Source organism: Chitinilyticum litopenaei DSM 21440, from assembly GCF_000428145.1.
GTDB classification, from domain to species: domain Bacteria; phylum Pseudomonadota; class Gammaproteobacteria; order Burkholderiales; family Chitinibacteraceae; genus Chitinilyticum; species Chitinilyticum litopenaei.
Genome location: NZ_ATZJ01000001.1, coordinates 46,210 through 62,175, shown reverse-complemented (window position 1 = coordinate 62,175; position 15,966 = coordinate 46,210). Strand labels below are relative to the sequence as shown.

Genomic DNA, 15,966 nt, shown 5'->3' with positions numbered 1-15,966 from the left:
TGCTTACAATTCCGCCGTGCGGTGGCGCCAGCCGGTGTGCCGGCATCTGGCCGGCCATACAGACTGGATACGGTGCCATATATGACGCTGCAGGCATTCAAGACGTTGGCTTCGCGGTCTATACCCTTGATGATTGGCGCTGTCTTCTGGATTGGCACAGTACTGGCCTGTCCTGGCGTTCATTCCGGCAGGCGCACCGTGTCGGCCAGATGCTGGTAGACGGTGTTGATGCGGCGCAGGTGGCGCGCCTCGGGATGGGTGAGCAGCCACAGCTCGGTGCGGCATTCCGGCAGTTCCTCGCTCAGCCGCTGCAGGCCCGGATGCGCGTCGGCCAGGAATTGCGGCAGCACGCCCACGCCCAGGTCGCGAACGACCAGCTCCAGCACGCTCTGGATGCTGCTGACGCGGTAGGCCGGGTGCAGCTTCGGGTAATGCTTCTTGCGCCACAGCACCGACGGATGCTCGGGCAGTGCCTCGTCGGGCGCGATCCAGTCGGCCTGCGCCAGCGCGTCGGCCTGCCAGCGGCTGTCGCGTGCGGCGTACAGCGCGGCGCGGATGACACCCAGGCGGCGGCCGATCAGGTGCGGTGGCGGCGAGCGCGTGGCGCGTACGGCCAGATCGGCGTCGCGGCGCGTCAGGCTCGCCAGCTCGTTGCCGGTGTGCAGGTCGAATTCCAGCAGCGGATGTTCGCGGCGCAGGGCGGCCAGCGCCGGTGCGATCAGCGCATGCAGGATGGTGTCGGTGCTGGTGATGCGCACGCTGCCGGCCACCTGGCCGGGTTGCTGGCGCAGCGCCAGCCTGGCCGTATCGAGCGCGGCCTCGATCTGTTCGGCCTGGGCGGCGAGCGCCAGCGCCAGTTCGCCGGGCTGATAGCCGCGCCGGCTGCGCGCGAACAGGGCCTGGCCCAGTCCGCGCTCGATGCGCTGCAGGCTGCGAAACACGGTGGATGCATCGACGCCGAGGCGTTCGCCCGCATCGGCCAGCTTGCCGGTACGCACCAGCGCCAGAATCAGCTCAAGCTCGCTTGCCCCCAGTTTGTATTGCAGTTCTGCAATCATGATTTGCCTTCGTGCGCATTTTTGTTGCGTGATCGCAAGAATAGACTGGCCGCTCCAATCACTCAAGCCAGGAATTTCCGATGTCCGCCACGCCCCTCTCGCCCGGCCAGTCCTGGGGGCTGACCCTGTTGCGCGCCAGCCTCGGCATCATGTGGATCGCCCACGCACTGCTGAAGCTGCTGGTGTTTACCCTGCCGGGAACGGCGCAGTATTTCGCCAACGTCGGCCTGCCAGGCTGGCTGGCCTACCCGGTATTCGCACTGGAGCTGCTCGGCGGCATTGCCCTGCTGCTCGGGGTTTATGCGCGGCAGGCCGCGCTGATGCTGCTGCCGGTCATGCTCGGCGCCGCCGTCGCGCATCTGGGCAATGCCTGGGTGCACACCAGCCCCGGTGGCGGCTGGGAGTACCCGGTGTTTCTCAGCATCAGCCTGATCGTGCTGTGGCTGGCCGGCGACGGGGCGCTGGCCCTGCGCCGCAGCTCGCGTTTCGTGCCCGCCTGACCGTTTCGTCGCCAGCAAACAGGAGACCATCATGAACACCAACCTCACCCTGATCAGCCACCGCCTGTGCCCCTTCGTGCAGCGCGCCGTCATCGCTCTCGAAGAAAAAGGCGTCGCCTACACGCGCCGCGACATCGATCTCGCCAACAAGCCGGACTGGTTTCTTGCCGTCTCGCCGCTGGGCAAGACGCCGGTGCTGCTGGTCGGCGACGAGCCGCTGTTCGAATCGGCGGTGATCTGCGAATACCTCGAGGAAACGACGGAGGACGCGCTGCATCCGGCCGACCCGCTGCGGCGTGCGCAGCATCGCGGCTGGATCGAGTATTCGTCGGCCCTGCTCAATGCCATCGCCGCCTATTACAGCGCACCGGACGAGGCCGCCCTGCAGGCCGCGGCCAGCGATCTGGACCAGCGTCTCGCCAGGCTCGAACAAGCGCTCGGCGACGGGCCTTACTTTGCCGGCGCGGCATTCTCGCTGGTCGACGCCGCCTTCGGCCCGGTTTTCCGCTATTTCAGCGTGTTCGAACGACTGGGCGTTTATGCGATCCCGCCGGAATTCGCCAGGATCCGCGCCTGGGCGCAAGCGCTGGCCGCGCGCGAATCGGTGGCCGCCGCCGTGGCGAGCGATTATGCGGAGCAGCTAGTGCGTTTTCTGGAGGAGAGGAAGTCGGAGCTGGCGCGGCGCATCACGGCAGCGGCGCTCGCGGCCTGATCAGGCAGGCTTGCCAGTGCACTGCGGTAAGCGCGGTGTACTGGCAACCTGTGATCGCTCTGGCTAGTCCCAGCGAGGTGGAAAACAGTCCGGTTTCAGCAGGGGATAAGCCCGGCTGCGATCCTGCTGCTGCTGGCATTTCCAAATGATCGCGTCGCCATCGTCGTAGGCGCGATAAACCAGCCGAAAGCGCTGCAGATCACCGGTGAAGTGCAGGGTCAGCTGGGGTGTTTGCGGCTGCCAGTGCAGGCGGACGACGTCGGAGCCGAGCACGCCTGGCCTTGTGATCTCGCTGCCCAGCCCGGCTTGGGCCAGATTGGCGGGCCAGTGGCCGTTCTTGCTCCGGTACTGAGCCAGTCTGGGCAGGCTGTGCTCCGTGGTTTGCATATGGGCCCAGCTGGCAAGCTGCTGGTTGCTTTGTTGCCGGAAAATTGGGTAGGCCTGAGTCAGCAGGAGTAGCAAAGCCACAGGCAGCAGCACGCCGACCAGCAGCTTCTGGCCCAGCCCGATCCGGCGCGGGGTGGCAGAGAGATAGACCAGCTGCCAGCGCAGCGGGCATGGCAGGGGGCGAAAACAGAGCAGTGCGGCTTGCCACAGCAAGGCCAGCACGCCTAAGCCGGTGAAGCCTAACTGGTCGATCAGCAAGATCGCGAGTGCAGGACTGAACCCGGTCAGCAGCATCCAGCGCAACAGTTGCTGCCAGCCGCGCACGGGCACGCCTTGCTGTTGCTGCCAGGCCCAGCCCAGCAAGCCCGGCAGCAGCAATTGTCCGCGCAGGCAGAGGCTGATGCTGTTCCACAGCAAGGCTGGCGCCAGCAGCAGCCATAGCGCCTGGGCCGAATGTGATTCGAGCATGTACAAAAGCGCTACGCCGCAGAGCATGGAAGCCAGCAGCTCACCACTCCCTGCCAGACAGCGACTGGACAAGGGAACGGCAAGGGTATTCGGGTCACTCGGCATGGGTAATCGGGCTGGCAGGAGGAGAGCTGGCATTCTAATCAGATCGCCATTTGCTTACCACTTACTGTTTCCATGCTTTCTATTGTTCTGTTTTAAGTGCGGCAGCATTCATCATGCTGCGGCCGGAGTGCCTGGCGCATTTTCGCTGCATCGCAGACAGATACATTGCAGTGTATAAGCGTATGGCCTTTCAAAATGAAAGGCCATGAGTCGATACCTGCTAACCGCCTGCCCCCGCATAGCGCCGCATCCCCGCCCGCCACAGCCACATCAAGAGCAGCACGCTGCCGCCGGCGATCAGCGTCATCACCCCCAGCACCGGCAGCAGCGGCTGGCCTTTCAGCAGCACCTGACACGGCCACCAGACGATGCCGGCCAGCGGCAGCAGCATGAAGGCGCCACGCGCGATGCGCGGGAACAGTTCGAAGGGGTAGCGCGACATGTCGGTCAGCTTGCCCACGGTGTGAAACACCGGGAAGTACTCGCCGAGAAAGAAGCTGCTGGCAATCGCCATCTGGTTGATCGCGTTCAGGACGATGGCCGCCAGGGGCAGCAATAGCGCCATTTGCAGCACGAAGGCGACATCGAAAACGCCCGGTAGATTGGCCAGCGCAAAGCCGCAGAAGGAAAGCCCGGTCGCCGCCACCACCACGCCCTGCGGGTGGAAGCGTTCCAGCACCAGCATCTGCAGCGGGTGCACCGGCCGCAGGTAATAGCGGATGAAGTTGCCGTTCTTCAGCCAGGTTTCCAGCATGTACATCGCATTGCAGCAGCTGCTCTCGAACACATAGGCGAGAAACATGAAGCCCTGCATGAACAGCAGCTCGTAGCGCGAATAACCGGCAATGCTGCCGCCTTGCCCCAGCATCAGGTACAGCGTCGCCCCGCTGGCTGCTGAGGTGAAGAACATCCCGGCGATGATCAGGCCGAAATCGGCGCGGTTTTCCAGCTTGACCTTGCAGTCGGCCACGGCCATGCGCCACCAGGCGGTGAGAAAGGCAGTCATGCTCAGTCCGCCACCTTTTCCCAGATCTCATGCTCGACCTGCACGCCGTTCTCAGAACGCTTGTTGTGCCAGAGGCCGTCGATGAATTCGTAGCGGAAGGTGTATTGCTGGCCTTCCGGCACTGGCCAGGTGGTCATGGCCGGGGTTTCGACGTAGTCGGCGTCATCGAAGCGGTAGCTGCCGCTGGCGGCGGAGTAGAACTTGCCGTCCTGCAGCGTGAGGAAGCTGAAGCCCTGCTGCGAGATCACCTTGCGAGATGCCAGTCGCGTCATGTCATAGGCGGTGACCGGCTGGCCGTGCTCGCCGAATTCGCCGCTGCGCAGCTGCCAGGTGCCGAGGAAGGGATTGTGGCTCATTGCATTACTCCTGAGTGTATAAGGCGCCAGCCTTTTTCAGTGTTGACCTGTGAGGCAATACCTCAAGGCTCCTTGGTGAAGTCGAGTGCATCGGGGTTGCTGCGCACCATGAAGCGGTCGGGTGCGGGATAGGTGGCAAAGCCCAGCGAGTGGTAGACCGCCGGCGTGCCGGTGAGCAGGTAGCAGTGCGCCACGCCGGCGATGCGCGGATGCGCCAGCAGCGCGGCAATCATGTGCCGTGCAAGCCCCTGCCCACGCTGCGCTTCGGCGACATACACGTCCGCCAGATAGGCAAAACGCACCGTGTCGCTGAGCACGCGTGCGTAGCCGACCTGCTCGCCGCCGAGAAACGCGGCGATGACGACGGTCGAGGCCTGCGCGCCCTGCTCGACATGGGCGCGCGTGATGCCCGGCGACCAGTAGCTGCCGGCCAGCCAGCCGGTGACGCGCTCCCAGTCGACCCGTGCCAAGTCAAAGCAAAATTCCAGGTCAAAGGAGAATTCGACATCGTTCATCATCAGGCTCCGAACACCACCAGCTTGCGCTGTACCTGCAGGCTGGCCAGATGGGCAAACAGCATGAAGGCCAGCGCCCAGCACGCTTGAATGAGCAGCGATTCCGGCCCGTGCAGCTGGCCGGTGAGGTAGGCGACTGGGGTATTGAAGAAGTGCGCGAAGGGCAGCACGTGTAGCAGTGTTTGAGCCGTTGGCGGAAAGAAGGCCAGCGGGATCAGCGCGCCGCCCAGAAACTGCACCACCGCGTCCTTGCTGGCAATGATGCCCCACAGGTCGGTCGCCAGAAAGCCGGCCAGGCCGACGATAAAGGCAAGGCAGAACAGCAGCACAAAGCTGCAGGCCAGCGACGCCAGCGCCAGCGGCCAGCTGGACGGCGCCAGATTCAGCCCCGCCCACCACAGAAACAGCGCAAACGCCGGCAGCATGTACAGCGCCTTGGCCGCCACCGCCCCCAGCGCCATCGCGCCGTGGCGCAGCGCCAGATTCATCGGCTGAGTGAGCTGGCTGGCGACTTCGCCGGAACGAATCTCGCGCGCCAGCCGCCAGTCAGCCGGCGTGGTGATGATGGCAAACAGTGTCTGCGCGGTGGCGACGTGCGTCAGCGCGGTGGCGAAATCCAGCCCGGCGCGGCTCGGGTCGTTCAGATACAGCCCGCGCCACAGCCAGTACAGCAGCCACATGCCCAGCAGATAGCCGACGCAGATGATCAGCCGGCCCTTGCGGTCGGTGGCGGTGACGCGGCCATTGGCCAGCGCCAACTGATAGCAGGCGCGCAGCATGCTCATGCGGCCTCCCGCGCGCCGACCTTGCCGGCCAGATAGAAGCCGTGCAGCAGATCTTCCAGGCTTTGCTCGACCGGCTTGATGTCGTGAATGGCAAACGGGGCGAGCAGCTGCAGCAGTTCGGGCAGCGGCAGGCGCTCGTCGCGCACCACTTCCAGCCAGTCGCCGTTGTGGCGCACCGCCAGCCCGGCCGGATGACCGGCCAGCAGTGCCTGTGCGGCGTCGCGGTCGCCGCCCAGTTTTGCCGCCCACCAGTGGCCGTCACCGGCGCTCTGGCGAAAGTGCGCGAGGCTACCGTCGAACTTGAGCTGGCCGTGGTCGATCAGCAAGAGGCGCTGGCTGAGTTTTTCGATGTCGCCAACGTCGTGCGAGGTGATCAGCACCGTCGTTCCGGCATCGCGGTTGATCTGGCGGATCAGCTCGCGCATGCGCGCCTTCATTTCCAGATCGAGGCCAATCGTTGGCTCGTCCAGAAACACGACTTCCGGTGCATGCAGAAAACTGGCGGCGATTTCGCACAGCATGCGCTGGCCGAGGCTCAGCGTGCGCACCGGGCGCAGCCAGAATTCATCCAGCCCGCCCTCGCGGCGGAACAGGCTCAATTGCTGCTGGTAAGTGGCTTCCGGAACCGCAAACAGCGCCTGCAGGATGCGGAACGAGTCCTGCACCGGCAAATCCCACCACAGCTGGCTGCGCTGGCCGAAGACCACGCCAATGTGCTTGACGTATGCGCGCCTATCCCTTTGCGGGTCGAAGCCAGCGACCGATACACTGCCTGAGCTGGGTGCGAGAATGCCGGTGAGCATCTTGATGGTGGTCGACTTGCCCGCGCCGTTCGGCCCGACCAGCGCCACGCATTCGCCGCGCGCGATGCCGAAACTCACGTCGCGTACCGAATGCGTTTCGCTCCATACCGGGCGCAGCAGGCGGGCAAAGCGTTCACCCCAGCTCTGGCCCGACAGGGGACTGCGGTAAACGCGATTGAGTTGTTCGGCACGAATCAGCATGAGCATTACCGGAAAAGAAAGAACCGGGACAATTTAATACACTTGTTCATCACTGCGGAATGGCAGATTCTCCCGTCCCGCCTGTTCAAAAATCTCATGGATTTCACCCTTGGCGACGATTTACTACGAGCGCTTTGACATCGAGGAAGGTGGCCGCCTGGTCGGCGCGCACGTCTATCACAAGGCCTCGTGCCCGCCGATGCGTTCGCGCGGCATTTTCATGTGCGGCATCGCCGCGCCGGCGGGTCTTTGCGAAATCGAACGCATCGATGCACCGTTTCATGTGCTGGTTTTCGTACTGGGCGGCACCGCCGAGCTGTTCGAGGGGGAGCAGACCTGGCGTGTGCAGCCTGGCGAGCTCGGGGTGTTGCCGCGCGGCGGGCAGCGCGGCTTCCGGCGCGTTGGCGACGCGGCGCTGCCGCATGTCTGGTTCCTGCTGCGCGACGACCCGCGCTGGGATTTTCTCGCCCGCAGCACGCCGTGGACGACGGCTTCGGAGGACGGGCCGCTGCTGTGGGATGCCGTTTCAACCTTTCAGCGCGAGGCACAGCGGCACAATGCCGGCGCCGCCGACGCGCTGATGCTGCCGGCGCTGGACCTGCTCAGCCAGCAGCTCGAGCGCGCGCTGGGCATGCGCCAGGCCCGCAGCGGCTGGGCGGCTGCCTTGCATGCGCTGCTGGCCGAAGTGGCGCGCCGGCCGGCGGAAGACTGGAGCATCGAGCGGATCAGCCACGAACTGCACATCACCGCCGCGCACCTGCACCGGATCTGCCGGCAATGCTATGGGCTGGCGCCCGGCCAGCTGGTGTTTGCCCGGCGCATGGAGCTGGCACGCGACGGCTTGCGCGAAGGCCGCACGGTGGCCAGTGTGGCGCAGGCGATCGGCTATCAGGAGGCGGGCAGTTTTTCGCGCCGTTTTCGCCAGCACTTTGGTGTGTCGCCCAGCGAAGTGCAGAGAGCGGCTGCAGGGCGTTCAGGCCGCCTTGCGCCCAGTGCAACAAAGGGATGAGAAAAAACGAAGGCGGGCCTGGAGTACGCCCGCCTTCGACCTCGCCTTTGGCTGGGGATTGAAAAAGTCGGATTTTTGGCCGGCAGCAAGCACCGGACAAAGCCCGGTGCGGATCACTTCCTTGAAAATCAATGCCTTGCTTTCTGGTTATCATGCGTTTTTTACGGCTTCGCCGTAAAAAAGTTCTGTCCCAGAACCATGTTGTGTCACAGAAGCATGAGAAACCACTTCGTCATACCGGCGAAAGCCGGTATCCAGACTGCATTTTTAACCGGAACCACTGGATTCCGGCCTGCGCCGGAATGACGAATTCAAGACCACAACACGGTTTTGGTACATAGCCGAAAAAAAACGGGCCACAAGCTGTGTTCACCAGCCTGTTAGCGGCTAGCAGAGCAATCGGTGGCGTTGCCGTCCTGGCCGGCCCAGGTCCAGCCCGGGTAGACGGTGCCATTCACCCTGGCGTTGTTGCCGACAAAGATCGAATGCGGCTTGTCCAGCGCCTTCCAGCAGGTGGCCGTCGAGTCGCTCAGCTCCAGCACCACATTGCCGTAAATGCCGTAGGGGCCGGAAACCGAGGAATTGCCATAGGCGGCAAACAGGGTTTGCCCGCCCATGTCCAGCTGGCCGACCGCGCTTTCGCGGGTGATTTCGGCGGCAGACTTGCCCCAGATCGCCAGCGCATCGATGCGTGCCTTGTTGTCAGCCAGCAGATAGCCGCTGGCCGACAGCTGCACGCGCTGGAAATGGTTGCCGCTGCCGCTGGATTTCGCCGCCGAGGTATCGCGCACGTCCAGCACCACGCCGCTATTGCCGGCTGCAAAATCGGCCGACGAGGCACCAATCACCAGCACGTCGGCGCCGGTCTGGTTGGCCAGGAACAGGCTGCTGCTGTCGGTAACGACATACTGGGCGCGCGGAGCACTCCAGTCGCTTTGTGCGTTGGTGGTGATGCGGTCGATGCTCACCGTGGCATTCGCCTGGGCCTTGACCGCGCCCATGCCGGCCGGAACCGCAATCGTGAAATTGCCCAGTTTCACACTGGCTGATTGCACGAGAATTGCTGCGCTTTCACCTGCGGCCTGCAGCACGCGCAGCGTGGCGGGCTGACGGTTGTCCCCGATGATTTCAACACCGCTGCGCTCGATGGTCAGCGGACCATGGCATTCGCCGCTGATGACAAAGCGCACCTTGTCCGCATCGCGTGCCTTGCGTTCCAGCGCATGCTTGAGCGCCTTGGGGTTGTTGCTGCAATTGAGGCTGAGTTGCGCCATGGCGTCGTCGGCGAGCGCGCCGGCGGACAGAGCGGCCAGCGTCATGGCCAGTACGGTGTATACGGTTTTCATGTGAATGCGTCCTGTGATGGTGTGGCCGGGAACCGCTTGCGGGCGGATTCATTGGCCCAGCAGTGCCCCGGCCACCTGTCTGGCCAGATCGTCCTCGCGGTCAGCCGTGACTTCCCAGACCATTGCGCCAGCCAGCCGGTTTTGCTTGAGGTACTGCAGTTTCTCGCCGATCGACGCCGGGTCTTCATAGGCGATGAAGCTGCCGCTGTCCGGGTTGAACAACCAGGGCATCTTGGCGGCATCAGACCAGTAGCGAACATAGCCATGCTTGTTCACGTAGTTGTGCTTGATGTCCTGGTAATCGAGCGCGCCCTCGGTCGGGTAGTCCCAGGTGCTCTTGCCGATGCCGGTACAGCGCACATAGCGGCCCTGGTTTTCCGAAGGACAACCGGTCCAGATATGGCCGTTGTACTCCAGCCCCATGATCAGCTTCTCGCGCGGCACGCCCTGCTGCAGATAGGTCTGGATGGTGCCGTCGGCGTTGTACCTGGTCGGTTTGCCCGAAAGCGGGTCGGCGTACAGCGGCGCGATGTGGCCGGATTCCAGTGACCATGGCCCGGCGTACTGGTAGCTCATGACGTTGATCCAGTCCACGCTGGTGGCGACCGTTTTCCAGTCGTATTTCACCAGATTGGCCGGGTTGGCTTCCGAAGCCATCGTCAGCAGATACTGCTTGCCATCGGCCTTGCTGGCGGCATCCAGCGTGGTGCGCAGCGTCTTGAACAGCAGCGGGAAGTTATTGATGTCGTCCGCTGACCATTCGTTCTCGGCATGCACCGCGAAGGTGGGGAATTCCCAATCGATGTCCAGCCCGTCAAAGCCCCACTGGCGCATGAAGGCCACCGCGCTGTCGGCAAAGTGCTGGCGGCTTTCGGGTGAGCGTGCGGCGCTGGAGAAATGCTTCGAGCCCTTGCCGCCACCACCGATGGCGATCAGCAGCTTCAGGTGCGGATACTGCTTTCGCAACTCGGGCAGTTTGGCGAAATTGGCGCGGTCGCCCCAGCCCCGGCTGCCATCCCATGCGCCTTCGTCGGACAGGTGGACCCGGCCGCTGGCGTCGACGCCGGCAAAGGCGTAGTTGATATGGGTATAGAGGTGGCCGCGGATCTTCAGCGGATCGTAATTGCCAAAGGTTTTGTACTGCCCCCAGGAAATGTAATACCCGACCACCTTGTGCCCGGGGCCGAGCCGCGCCCAGACCTCGCGCTTGCCGGGCTCCTCGCCCAGTGTCCACCAGCGGGCCTGATAGTGCTGGCCATTGTGACTGACCTTCGCACCACCCTGATAGGCCTGGCCGGTTTGCCAGCCCTGCTCGCCGGCGGTCTGCACCTTCAGCCAGGCGCCGCTGGCGCCACCGGGGGTATCACCCTTGCTCCACCATTGGGCTTGCCAGCCCTGCCCCTGGTGACTGACCACATCGCCGCGGTTGTAAGTGTTGCCGGACTGCCAGTCTGCTGCGAATGCCAGTCCCTGTGCCAGCAGGAGGGCCAGCGCGCCGGCCAGGTGCCCGGCGCCGCGCCAGACTTTGGCCTGGTGGCGCCGGTCGGGGGGAGCGTGCCCTTGCTGCCTGTGTTCTGCCATGTTCGTTTCCATCCATCCATCTGGTTTGCGACCCTGTGCCGGGCCTTGGCCGGATTCGCCCTGCATATTGCGGGCGTGGCCGTATTTTCTGTGCTGACCTTGCTGCACCTCCACTACCAATGGTAGGGGTATGCGCTTGCGGCCTGCTTATATATTAGGTTGTGTGCATATACCCTGTTTGTGGCTGCGTGCATCCTTCGGTGTTGCCCAAGTGTGCCGTATGAGGTTCTGTTGACGTTTTGTTTGCGTTCCCGCTGGCGCGCTTTTTGTGCCGAATCAAGGCGTTGCGAGCGCCGCATAACCGGTTATGTCAGCGATGCAACAACGCAGAGTCGGCACAAAAAGCGCCCAGCCCGCCGGGTTTGGCTGTTTTTGGCCTGACCCTGCGTTGCAAAGCCCTCACATGGAATGCCATGCATCGGGCTTCGCGCCTTGTTTCAGGCCAAAAACAGCACAAACGGGCAGCGCAAACAAAACGTCAACAGAACCTACGAACAGAGACAGTGCGAAGACAATCTATACCCTTGTCATGCCCAGTGGAATGTCGGATTCTTGTTGGCAATTTGTCCAATCATCACGTGCCGCACCGCCATGGCGACGATCTATTACGAACGCTTTGAACTTGAGGACAAACCGGTCGGCCGGCTGGTCGGGGCGCATGTGTTTCATGACGCGTCCTGCCCGCCGATGCGCGCGCGTGGCCTCTATATGTGCGGCATTGGTGCCCCCGATGGCCTGTGCGAGGTCGAGCGCATCGATGCACCCTTTCATGTACTGCTCTTTGTCCTGGATGGCGAGGCCGAGCTGTTTGAGGGCGAGCAGCGCTGGCGGGTGGGTCCGGGCCAGTTCGGGGTGCTGCCGCGCGGCGGGCGGCGCGGCTTTCGGCGCAGCGGCGCGGCGGTGATGCCGCATGTGTGGTTTCTGCTTTGCGACGATGCGCGCTGGGCCTTTCTCGATCAGCCGTCGTGCTGGGTGGGCGAGTCGGCGCAAGGCCACGTCCTGTGGGATGCCGTGTCGCTGTTCCAGCGCGAGGCCAGCCTGGCCAATGCCGGCCAGCCCGGCGCTCTGATGATTCCCGCGCTGGATCTGCTCGGGCAGCAGCTCAAGCGGGCGCTGGCTGACCATCAGCCGCAGGACGGGCGGCTGCATGAGCTGCAGCTGCTGCTCAATGCCGTGCTGCGCGAGCCCGCCGATGACTGGAGCAATGAGCGCCTTGCCGCCAAACTGCACATCACGCCGGCCCATCTGCATCGCCTGTGCCGTCTGCATCTGGGGCAGGCGCCCGGCCAGCTGGTGTTTGGCTTGCGCATGCAGCGCGCGCGCGAACTCTTGCAGGACGGCCATCCGGTGCATGCGGTGGCGACACGGGTCGGCTATTGCGAGCTGGCCAGCTTCTCACGGCGTTTTCGCCAGCACTTCGGTGTGCCTCCCAGTGTCATGGCGCGCGGCGGCGCGGCATCCGAGGGGGCTTGACCTTGCCACGGTGGCAAGGTCGATGCTGGGCTCACGGTCGCTGTTGACCGTTATTTTCAGGAGAGCACCATGTACACCCTCGAAGTCGCCAATATTGGCTGCGCCAGCTGCGAAGGCAAGATCCGCCGCGCACTGCTGGAGCTGGATACCGATGCCCGCATCGCTCTGGATCGCGCGGCCCGGCTGTTGACCGTGGAGACTGCTGAAACAGAGGCTAGGCTCTGTTGATGTTTGATTGATTTTTACGCGATGGGCTATTTTGCCTCAGTGCAAGGCATTCGCCGCGCCGCAGTACCGGTACTGTCAGCGGCGAATAACGCCGCAATGAGGCAAAAGAGCCCATCGCCCTTCGGGCAGCCCCGCCATTCTTGCCGGATGCTTTGTCACCAATGCTCGCAAGTACCCGTACTTGCTTGCGCTTGGTTTCGCGCCCCGGCAAGCTGGCGGGGCTGCGTAAAAAGTAATCAAACATCAACAGAGCCTGGTGTCTGCGCCACGCTGGCCGCAATCGGCTATCCCGCCCGGCCGCGCAGCTGAGCGCCCGGCGCGCACCACCAACGCCCCTGCGTGCAGGGGCGTTGTCATGTCTGGCGGACGGATGGTGGGAAAACGGCGGCCCTGCCGCTTGACCTTCCCATTGTGGCAAGGCCGATGCTGGCATCACCCTCACCCAGACAGGAGTCGATACCATGAACGGTCCGCTTGTTTCTTCCGCCGCCACCGGGCGCATCCAGTTCGGCATCAGCGGCATGAGTTGCGCCAGTTGCGTATCCCGTATCGAAAGTGCGCTGGGCCGTCTGGCCGGCGTGCGCGCGGTCAGCGTCAATCTGGCCAGCGAGACGGCCACGCTGGAGGTCGATGCCGGCCTGCCGGCGGCAAGCCTGGCCGATGCCGTCACCCGGGCAGGCTATGCGCTGCGCACCCGCTCGGTCCGGCTGGCGATTGGCGGCATGAGCTGCGCCAGCTGTGCCGGCCGGATCGAGAAGGCCTTGCACGGCGTGGATGGCGTGGTGTCGGCCAGTGTCAATCTCGCTGCGGAAGTGGCGACGGTGGAGGTGTTGCCGCCAGTGGCGGTGGAAACCCTGGTCGCTGCCGTGGCCGCAGCCGGTTATCGGGCCAGCCCGGCAGAGCAGACGGCCGCTGTATCCCGGGAAGCGCGCGAGGGCTGGCCGGTGGTGCTGGCCGCACTGCTGACCCTGCCGCTGGTCGTGCCGATGCTGGCGGCGTTCTGGGGCGAGCACTGGTCAATGCCGGCCCTCTGGCAGTTCCTGCTGGCAACGCCGGTGCAGTTCTGGCTTGGCGCACGCTTTTACCGCGCCGGCTGGCGGGCCCTGCTGGCCGGTGCGGGGAATATGGATCAGCTGGTGGCGCTGGGCACCTCGGCCGCCTATGGCCTGTCGCTCTACCAGTGGTGGCTGCATGCCGGACATGCCGGTGCGCACCTGTATTTTGAGACCTCGGCGGTAGTGATCACGCTGGTGCTGCTGGGCAAATGGCTGGAAGCGCGAGCCCGCCGCCAGACCAGCGCGGCGATTCGCGCCCTGCAGGCGTTGCGCCCGGGTTCGGCGCGCGTGCGCCGCGCCGGGGTGGACACCGACCTCGCCGTCGAGGCCGTGCAGCCGGGCGATCTGCTGGTGGTGCGTCCCGGCGAGCAGGTGCCGGTCGATGGCGTGATCAGCGAAGGCGAAAGCCAGCTCGATGAGGCCCTGCTCAGTGGTGAGAGCCTGCCGGTGAGCAGGGGGCCGGGGGCGCGCGTCAGTGCCGGCGCCCTCAATCTGGATGGGCTGTTGCTGGTCACGGCCAGCGCGGTGGCCGCCGAAAGCATGCTGGCGCGCATGATCCGCATGGTCGAGGCCGCCCAGGCGGCCAAGGCGCCGGTGCAGCGGCTGGTGGATCGCATCAGCGCCGTATTTGTCCCGGTGGTGCTGCTGATTGCCCTGCTGACGCTGGCGGGCTGGTGGTGGTGGACGGGCGATATCGAGACCGCCATTCTCAACGCCGTGGCCGTGCTGGTGATTGCCTGCCCGTGCGCGCTGGGCCTGGCCACACCGGCGGCGATCATGGCGGGAACCGGCGTCGCCGCGCGCCAGGGCATCCTGATCAAGGACGCCGAAGCGCTGGAGCTGGCGCATCGCGTGCGCGTCGTCGCCTTTGACAAGACCGGTACGTTGACGGCCGGCAAGCCCCGCCTGCAGGCCAGCCATGCGCTCGGTGGCGATACCGGCGCCGTGCTGGCGCTGGCCGCCGCGCTGCAGCGCGGCAGTACCCATCCCCTGGCCCATGCGGTGACCGTTGCGGCCAGCGCAGCCGGTCTGCCGGTCAGCGCGGCCGCCGCAGTACGCGCCTTGCCGGGCCGGGGCATGCAGGGCGACGTTGCCGGCGTCCGCTACCTGCTGGGCAATACCCGCCTGATGCAGGAACACGGCATTGCCCTGGCTGCGCTGCAGCAGCAGGAGGCCGCCGCGCATGCCGCCGGACAAAGCCTGGCCTGGCTGGCGGAAGCGGACAGCCGGCGTCTGCTTGGCCTCTTGTGCTTTGGCGATGAGGCCCGTCCCGGTGCACGCGCCGCGGTGGCGCGTCTGCATGAGCTGGGTGTGGCCACGGTGATGCTGTCCGGCGACAGCCAGGGGGCCGCTGAACGCATCGGCCGCGAGCTGGGCCTGCAGCGCATCGTCGCCGGCGTGCTGCCCGACGGCAAGGCCGCCGCCATGGCCGAATTGCGCGCCGATGGCCGTGTGGTGGCGATGGTCGGTGACGGCATCAACGATGCCCCGGCGCTGGCTGCCGCCGATGTCGGCATCGCGATGGGCTCGGGAACCGATGTGGCCATGCAGGCTGCCGGGCTGACACTGTTGCGCAGCGATCCGCGGCTGGTTGCCGCCGCGCTCGACATTTCGCGCCATACTTACCGCAAAATCCGCCAGAATCTGTTCTGGGCCTTCATTTTCAATCTGGTCGGCATACCGCTGGCGGCCCTGGGCCTGCTCAATCCCATGGTGGCCGGTGGCGCGATGGCGCTATCCAGCGTCAGCGTGGTGGGCAATGCATTGCTGCTGCGCCGCTGGCGCGCCGCTGCCGGCGCAAGGGAGGAAAGGGCATGATGAATATCGGGCAGGCCGCTGCCGCGAGCGGCGTTTCGGCCAAGATGATCCGGCATTACGAAGGTTTGGGTCTGATCCGTCCCGGCGCGCGTTCGGCAGCGGGCTACCGATTGTATGCCGAGCGTGACCTGCATGCCTTGCGCTTCATCCGCCAGGCGCGCGTGCTCGGGTTTTCGCTGGAGCAGATCCGCACGCTGCTGTCGCTGTGGCAGGACCAGGAGCGCAGCAGTGCCGATGTCAAACGGCTGGCGGCCAGCCACATGGCCGAGCTGGATGAGCGCATCGCCAGCCTGCAGGCCATGCGGGCGGCGCTGGCCGCACTGGTGGGCAGCTGCGCGGGTGACCAGCGTCCGGACTGCCCCATCCTTGCCGGGCTGGCCGAGCCGGGTCGGTGCCCGGAGCATGTCCCCGGCCCGGATTGATGGCCGCGCCGGGCGGCACGTGCCGGAGTACTGCTGGCACACGGCCAGAGGGCCTAGCGCAAACCTGTGCGTACCCGGCCTCGTGCTGGCGCAGCAGCAGCCGAAGTGGTCAATCAGGTGATTAATCAACCTGATTAT

General features: G+C 65.0%; 17 protein-coding genes. 7 read left to right on the top strand and 10 right to left on the bottom strand.

Annotation, left to right across the window (positions count from 1 at the left end):
* Positions 1-179: 179 nt before the first annotated feature.
* Positions 180-1,058, bottom strand: coding sequence for a LysR family transcriptional regulator (locus C515_RS0100290; RefSeq protein ID WP_028453891.1), 879 nt, complete (start codon positions 1,056-1,058; stop codon positions 180-182).
* 80 nt (positions 1,059-1,138) lie between these two features.
* On the opposite strand from C515_RS0100290, the gene C515_RS0100285 reads away from it, so the two are divergent.
* Positions 1,139-1,558 carry a DoxX family protein gene (locus C515_RS0100285; RefSeq protein WP_028453890.1) on the top strand — a complete coding sequence of 140 codons (420 nt, stop codon included), beginning with the start codon at positions 1,139-1,141 and terminating at the stop codon, positions 1,556-1,558.
* Between the two features lie 31 nt (positions 1,559-1,589).
* On the top strand, positions 1,590-2,270 hold the full coding sequence (locus C515_RS0100280) for a glutathione S-transferase family protein (RefSeq protein WP_028453889.1): 681 nt from the start codon (positions 1,590-1,592) through the stop codon (positions 2,268-2,270).
* A 63-nt stretch (positions 2,271-2,333) separates the two neighbouring features.
* Here the strand turns inward: C515_RS0100280 and C515_RS0100275 are convergent, their stop codons facing one another.
* The 6 genes from C515_RS0100275 to C515_RS18770 form a co-directional block, all read right to left on the bottom strand.
* Complete coding sequence (locus tag C515_RS0100275) at positions 2,334-3,230, bottom strand: hypothetical protein (protein ID WP_144290272.1); 897 nt, start codon at positions 3,228-3,230, stop codon at positions 2,334-2,336.
* A gap of 220 nt (positions 3,231-3,450) precedes the next feature.
* On the bottom strand, positions 3,451-4,236 hold the full coding sequence (locus C515_RS0100270) for an ABC-2 family transporter protein (protein WP_028453887.1): 786 nt from the start codon (positions 4,234-4,236) through the stop codon (positions 3,451-3,453).
* Between the two features lie 2 nt (positions 4,237-4,238).
* Positions 4,239-4,592: a hypothetical protein gene (locus C515_RS0100265; protein ID WP_028453886.1), complete on the bottom strand. Its 354-nt coding sequence runs from the start codon at positions 4,590-4,592 to the stop codon at positions 4,239-4,241.
* 62 nt (positions 4,593-4,654) lie between these two features.
* On the bottom strand, positions 4,655-5,110 hold the full coding sequence (locus tag C515_RS0100260; protein ID WP_051304464.1) for a GNAT family N-acetyltransferase: 456 nt from the start codon (positions 5,108-5,110) through the stop codon (positions 4,655-4,657).
* A complete protein-coding gene (locus C515_RS0100255) occupies positions 5,110-5,892 on the bottom strand; it encodes an ABC transporter permease (RefSeq protein ID WP_028453884.1) in 783 nt (260 codons plus the stop codon). Before C515_RS0100255 ends, C515_RS0100260 begins: the two co-directional genes overlap by 1 nt.
* Positions 5,889-6,896 carry an ABC transporter ATP-binding protein gene (locus C515_RS18770; protein WP_051304463.1) on the bottom strand — a complete coding sequence of 336 codons (1,008 nt, stop codon included), beginning with the start codon at positions 6,894-6,896 and terminating at the stop codon, positions 5,889-5,891. The genes C515_RS0100255 and C515_RS18770 overlap by 4 nt, the downstream gene beginning before the upstream one ends.
* Positions 6,897-7,005: 109 nt before the next feature.
* Here C515_RS18770 and C515_RS0100245 point away from each other — a divergent pair, with 109 nt between their 5' ends.
* Positions 7,006-7,905, top strand: a complete 900-nt coding sequence (locus C515_RS0100245; protein ID WP_028453883.1) for a helix-turn-helix transcriptional regulator — start codon at positions 7,006-7,008, stop codon at positions 7,903-7,905.
* A 380-nt stretch (positions 7,906-8,285) separates the two neighbouring features.
* Here the strand turns inward: C515_RS0100245 and C515_RS18765 are convergent, their stop codons facing one another.
* Together C515_RS18765 and C515_RS22060 are read right to left on the bottom strand one after the other, a co-directional pair.
* Positions 8,286-9,251 carry a hypothetical protein gene (locus C515_RS18765; RefSeq protein WP_051304462.1) on the bottom strand — a complete coding sequence of 322 codons (966 nt, stop codon included), beginning with the start codon at positions 9,249-9,251 and terminating at the stop codon, positions 8,286-8,288.
* A gap of 48 nt (positions 9,252-9,299) precedes the next feature.
* On the bottom strand, positions 9,300-10,832 hold the full coding sequence (locus C515_RS22060; RefSeq protein ID WP_051304461.1) for a glycosyl hydrolase family 18 protein: 1,533 nt from the start codon (positions 10,830-10,832) through the stop codon (positions 9,300-9,302).
* Positions 10,833-11,423: 591 nt separating this feature from the next.
* Here C515_RS22060 and C515_RS22055 point away from each other — a divergent pair.
* Positions 11,424-12,305, top strand: a complete 882-nt coding sequence (locus C515_RS22055; protein WP_028453882.1) for a helix-turn-helix transcriptional regulator — start codon at positions 11,424-11,426, stop codon at positions 12,303-12,305.
* Between the two features lie 69 nt (positions 12,306-12,374).
* Positions 12,375-12,533, top strand: coding sequence for a heavy-metal-associated domain-containing protein (locus tag C515_RS22855; RefSeq protein WP_081686658.1), 159 nt, complete (start codon positions 12,375-12,377; stop codon positions 12,531-12,533).
* On the opposite strand, the gene C515_RS23360 is transcribed toward C515_RS22855, so the two are convergent.
* On the bottom strand, positions 12,520-12,777 hold the full coding sequence (locus C515_RS23360) for a hypothetical protein (protein WP_144290269.1): 258 nt from the start codon (positions 12,775-12,777) through the stop codon (positions 12,520-12,522). The two genes, C515_RS22855 and C515_RS23360, sit on opposite strands and share 14 nt — an antisense overlap.
* Before the next feature lie 217 nt (positions 12,778-12,994).
* On the opposite strand from C515_RS23360, the gene C515_RS0100220 reads away from it, so the two are divergent.
* Together C515_RS0100220 and cueR are read left to right on the top strand one after the other, a co-directional pair.
* On the top strand, positions 12,995-15,406 hold the full coding sequence (locus C515_RS0100220; protein ID WP_028453881.1) for a heavy metal translocating P-type ATPase: 2,412 nt from the start codon (positions 12,995-12,997) through the stop codon (positions 15,404-15,406).
* The gene (gene cueR, locus C515_RS0100215) at positions 15,403-15,828 is read left to right on the top strand and encodes a Cu(I)-responsive transcriptional regulator (protein WP_373277241.1); all 426 of its coding nucleotides are present in this window, start codon (positions 15,403-15,405) and stop codon (positions 15,826-15,828) included. Before C515_RS0100220 ends, cueR begins: the two co-directional genes overlap by 4 nt.
* Positions 15,829-15,966 lie beyond the last annotated feature (138 nt).

Bases quoted from the DNA above. Each gene is read 5' to 3' on its own strand.
- C515_RS0100290 (WP_028453891.1), bottom strand. From the start codon at position 1,058: ATGATTGCAGAACTGCAATACAAACTGGGGGCAAGCGAGCTTGAGCTG.
- C515_RS0100285 (WP_028453890.1), top strand. From the start codon at position 1,139: ATGTCCGCCACGCCCCTCTCGCCCGGCCAGTCCTGGGGGCTGACCCTG.
- C515_RS0100280 (WP_028453889.1), top strand. From the start codon at position 1,590: ATGAACACCAACCTCACCCTGATCAGCCACCGCCTGTGCCCCTTCGTG.
- C515_RS0100275 (WP_144290272.1), bottom strand. From the start codon at position 3,230: ATGCCGAGTGACCCGAATACCCTTGCCGTTCCCTTGTCCAGTCGCTGT.
- C515_RS0100270 (WP_028453887.1), bottom strand. From the start codon at position 4,236: ATGACTGCCTTTCTCACCGCCTGGTGGCGCATGGCCGTGGCCGACTGC.
- C515_RS0100265 (WP_028453886.1), bottom strand. From the start codon at position 4,592: ATGAGCCACAATCCCTTCCTCGGCACCTGGCAGCTGCGCAGCGGCGAA.
- C515_RS0100260 (WP_051304464.1), bottom strand. From the start codon at position 5,110: ATGATGAACGATGTCGAATTCTCCTTTGACCTGGAATTTTGCTTTGAC.
- C515_RS0100255 (WP_028453884.1), bottom strand. From the start codon at position 5,892: ATGAGCATGCTGCGCGCCTGCTATCAGTTGGCGCTGGCCAATGGCCGC.
- C515_RS18770 (WP_051304463.1), bottom strand. From the start codon at position 6,896: ATGCTGATTCGTGCCGAACAACTCAATCGCGTTTACCGCAGTCCCCTG.
- C515_RS18765 (WP_051304462.1), bottom strand. From the start codon at position 9,251: ATGAAAACCGTATACACCGTACTGGCCATGACGCTGGCCGCTCTGTCC.
- C515_RS22060 (WP_051304461.1), bottom strand. From the start codon at position 10,832: ATGGCAGAACACAGGCAGCAAGGGCACGCTCCCCCCGACCGGCGCCAC.
- C515_RS22055 (WP_028453882.1), top strand. From the start codon at position 11,424: ATGGCGACGATCTATTACGAACGCTTTGAACTTGAGGACAAACCGGTC.
- C515_RS22855 (WP_081686658.1), top strand. From the start codon at position 12,375: ATGTACACCCTCGAAGTCGCCAATATTGGCTGCGCCAGCTGCGAAGGC.
- C515_RS23360 (WP_144290269.1), bottom strand. From the start codon at position 12,777: ATGTTTGATTACTTTTTACGCAGCCCCGCCAGCTTGCCGGGGCGCGAA.
- C515_RS0100220 (WP_028453881.1), top strand. From the start codon at position 12,995: ATGAACGGTCCGCTTGTTTCTTCCGCCGCCACCGGGCGCATCCAGTTC.
- cueR (WP_373277241.1), top strand. From the start codon at position 15,403: ATGATGAATATCGGGCAGGCCGCTGCCGCGAGCGGCGTTTCGGCCAAG.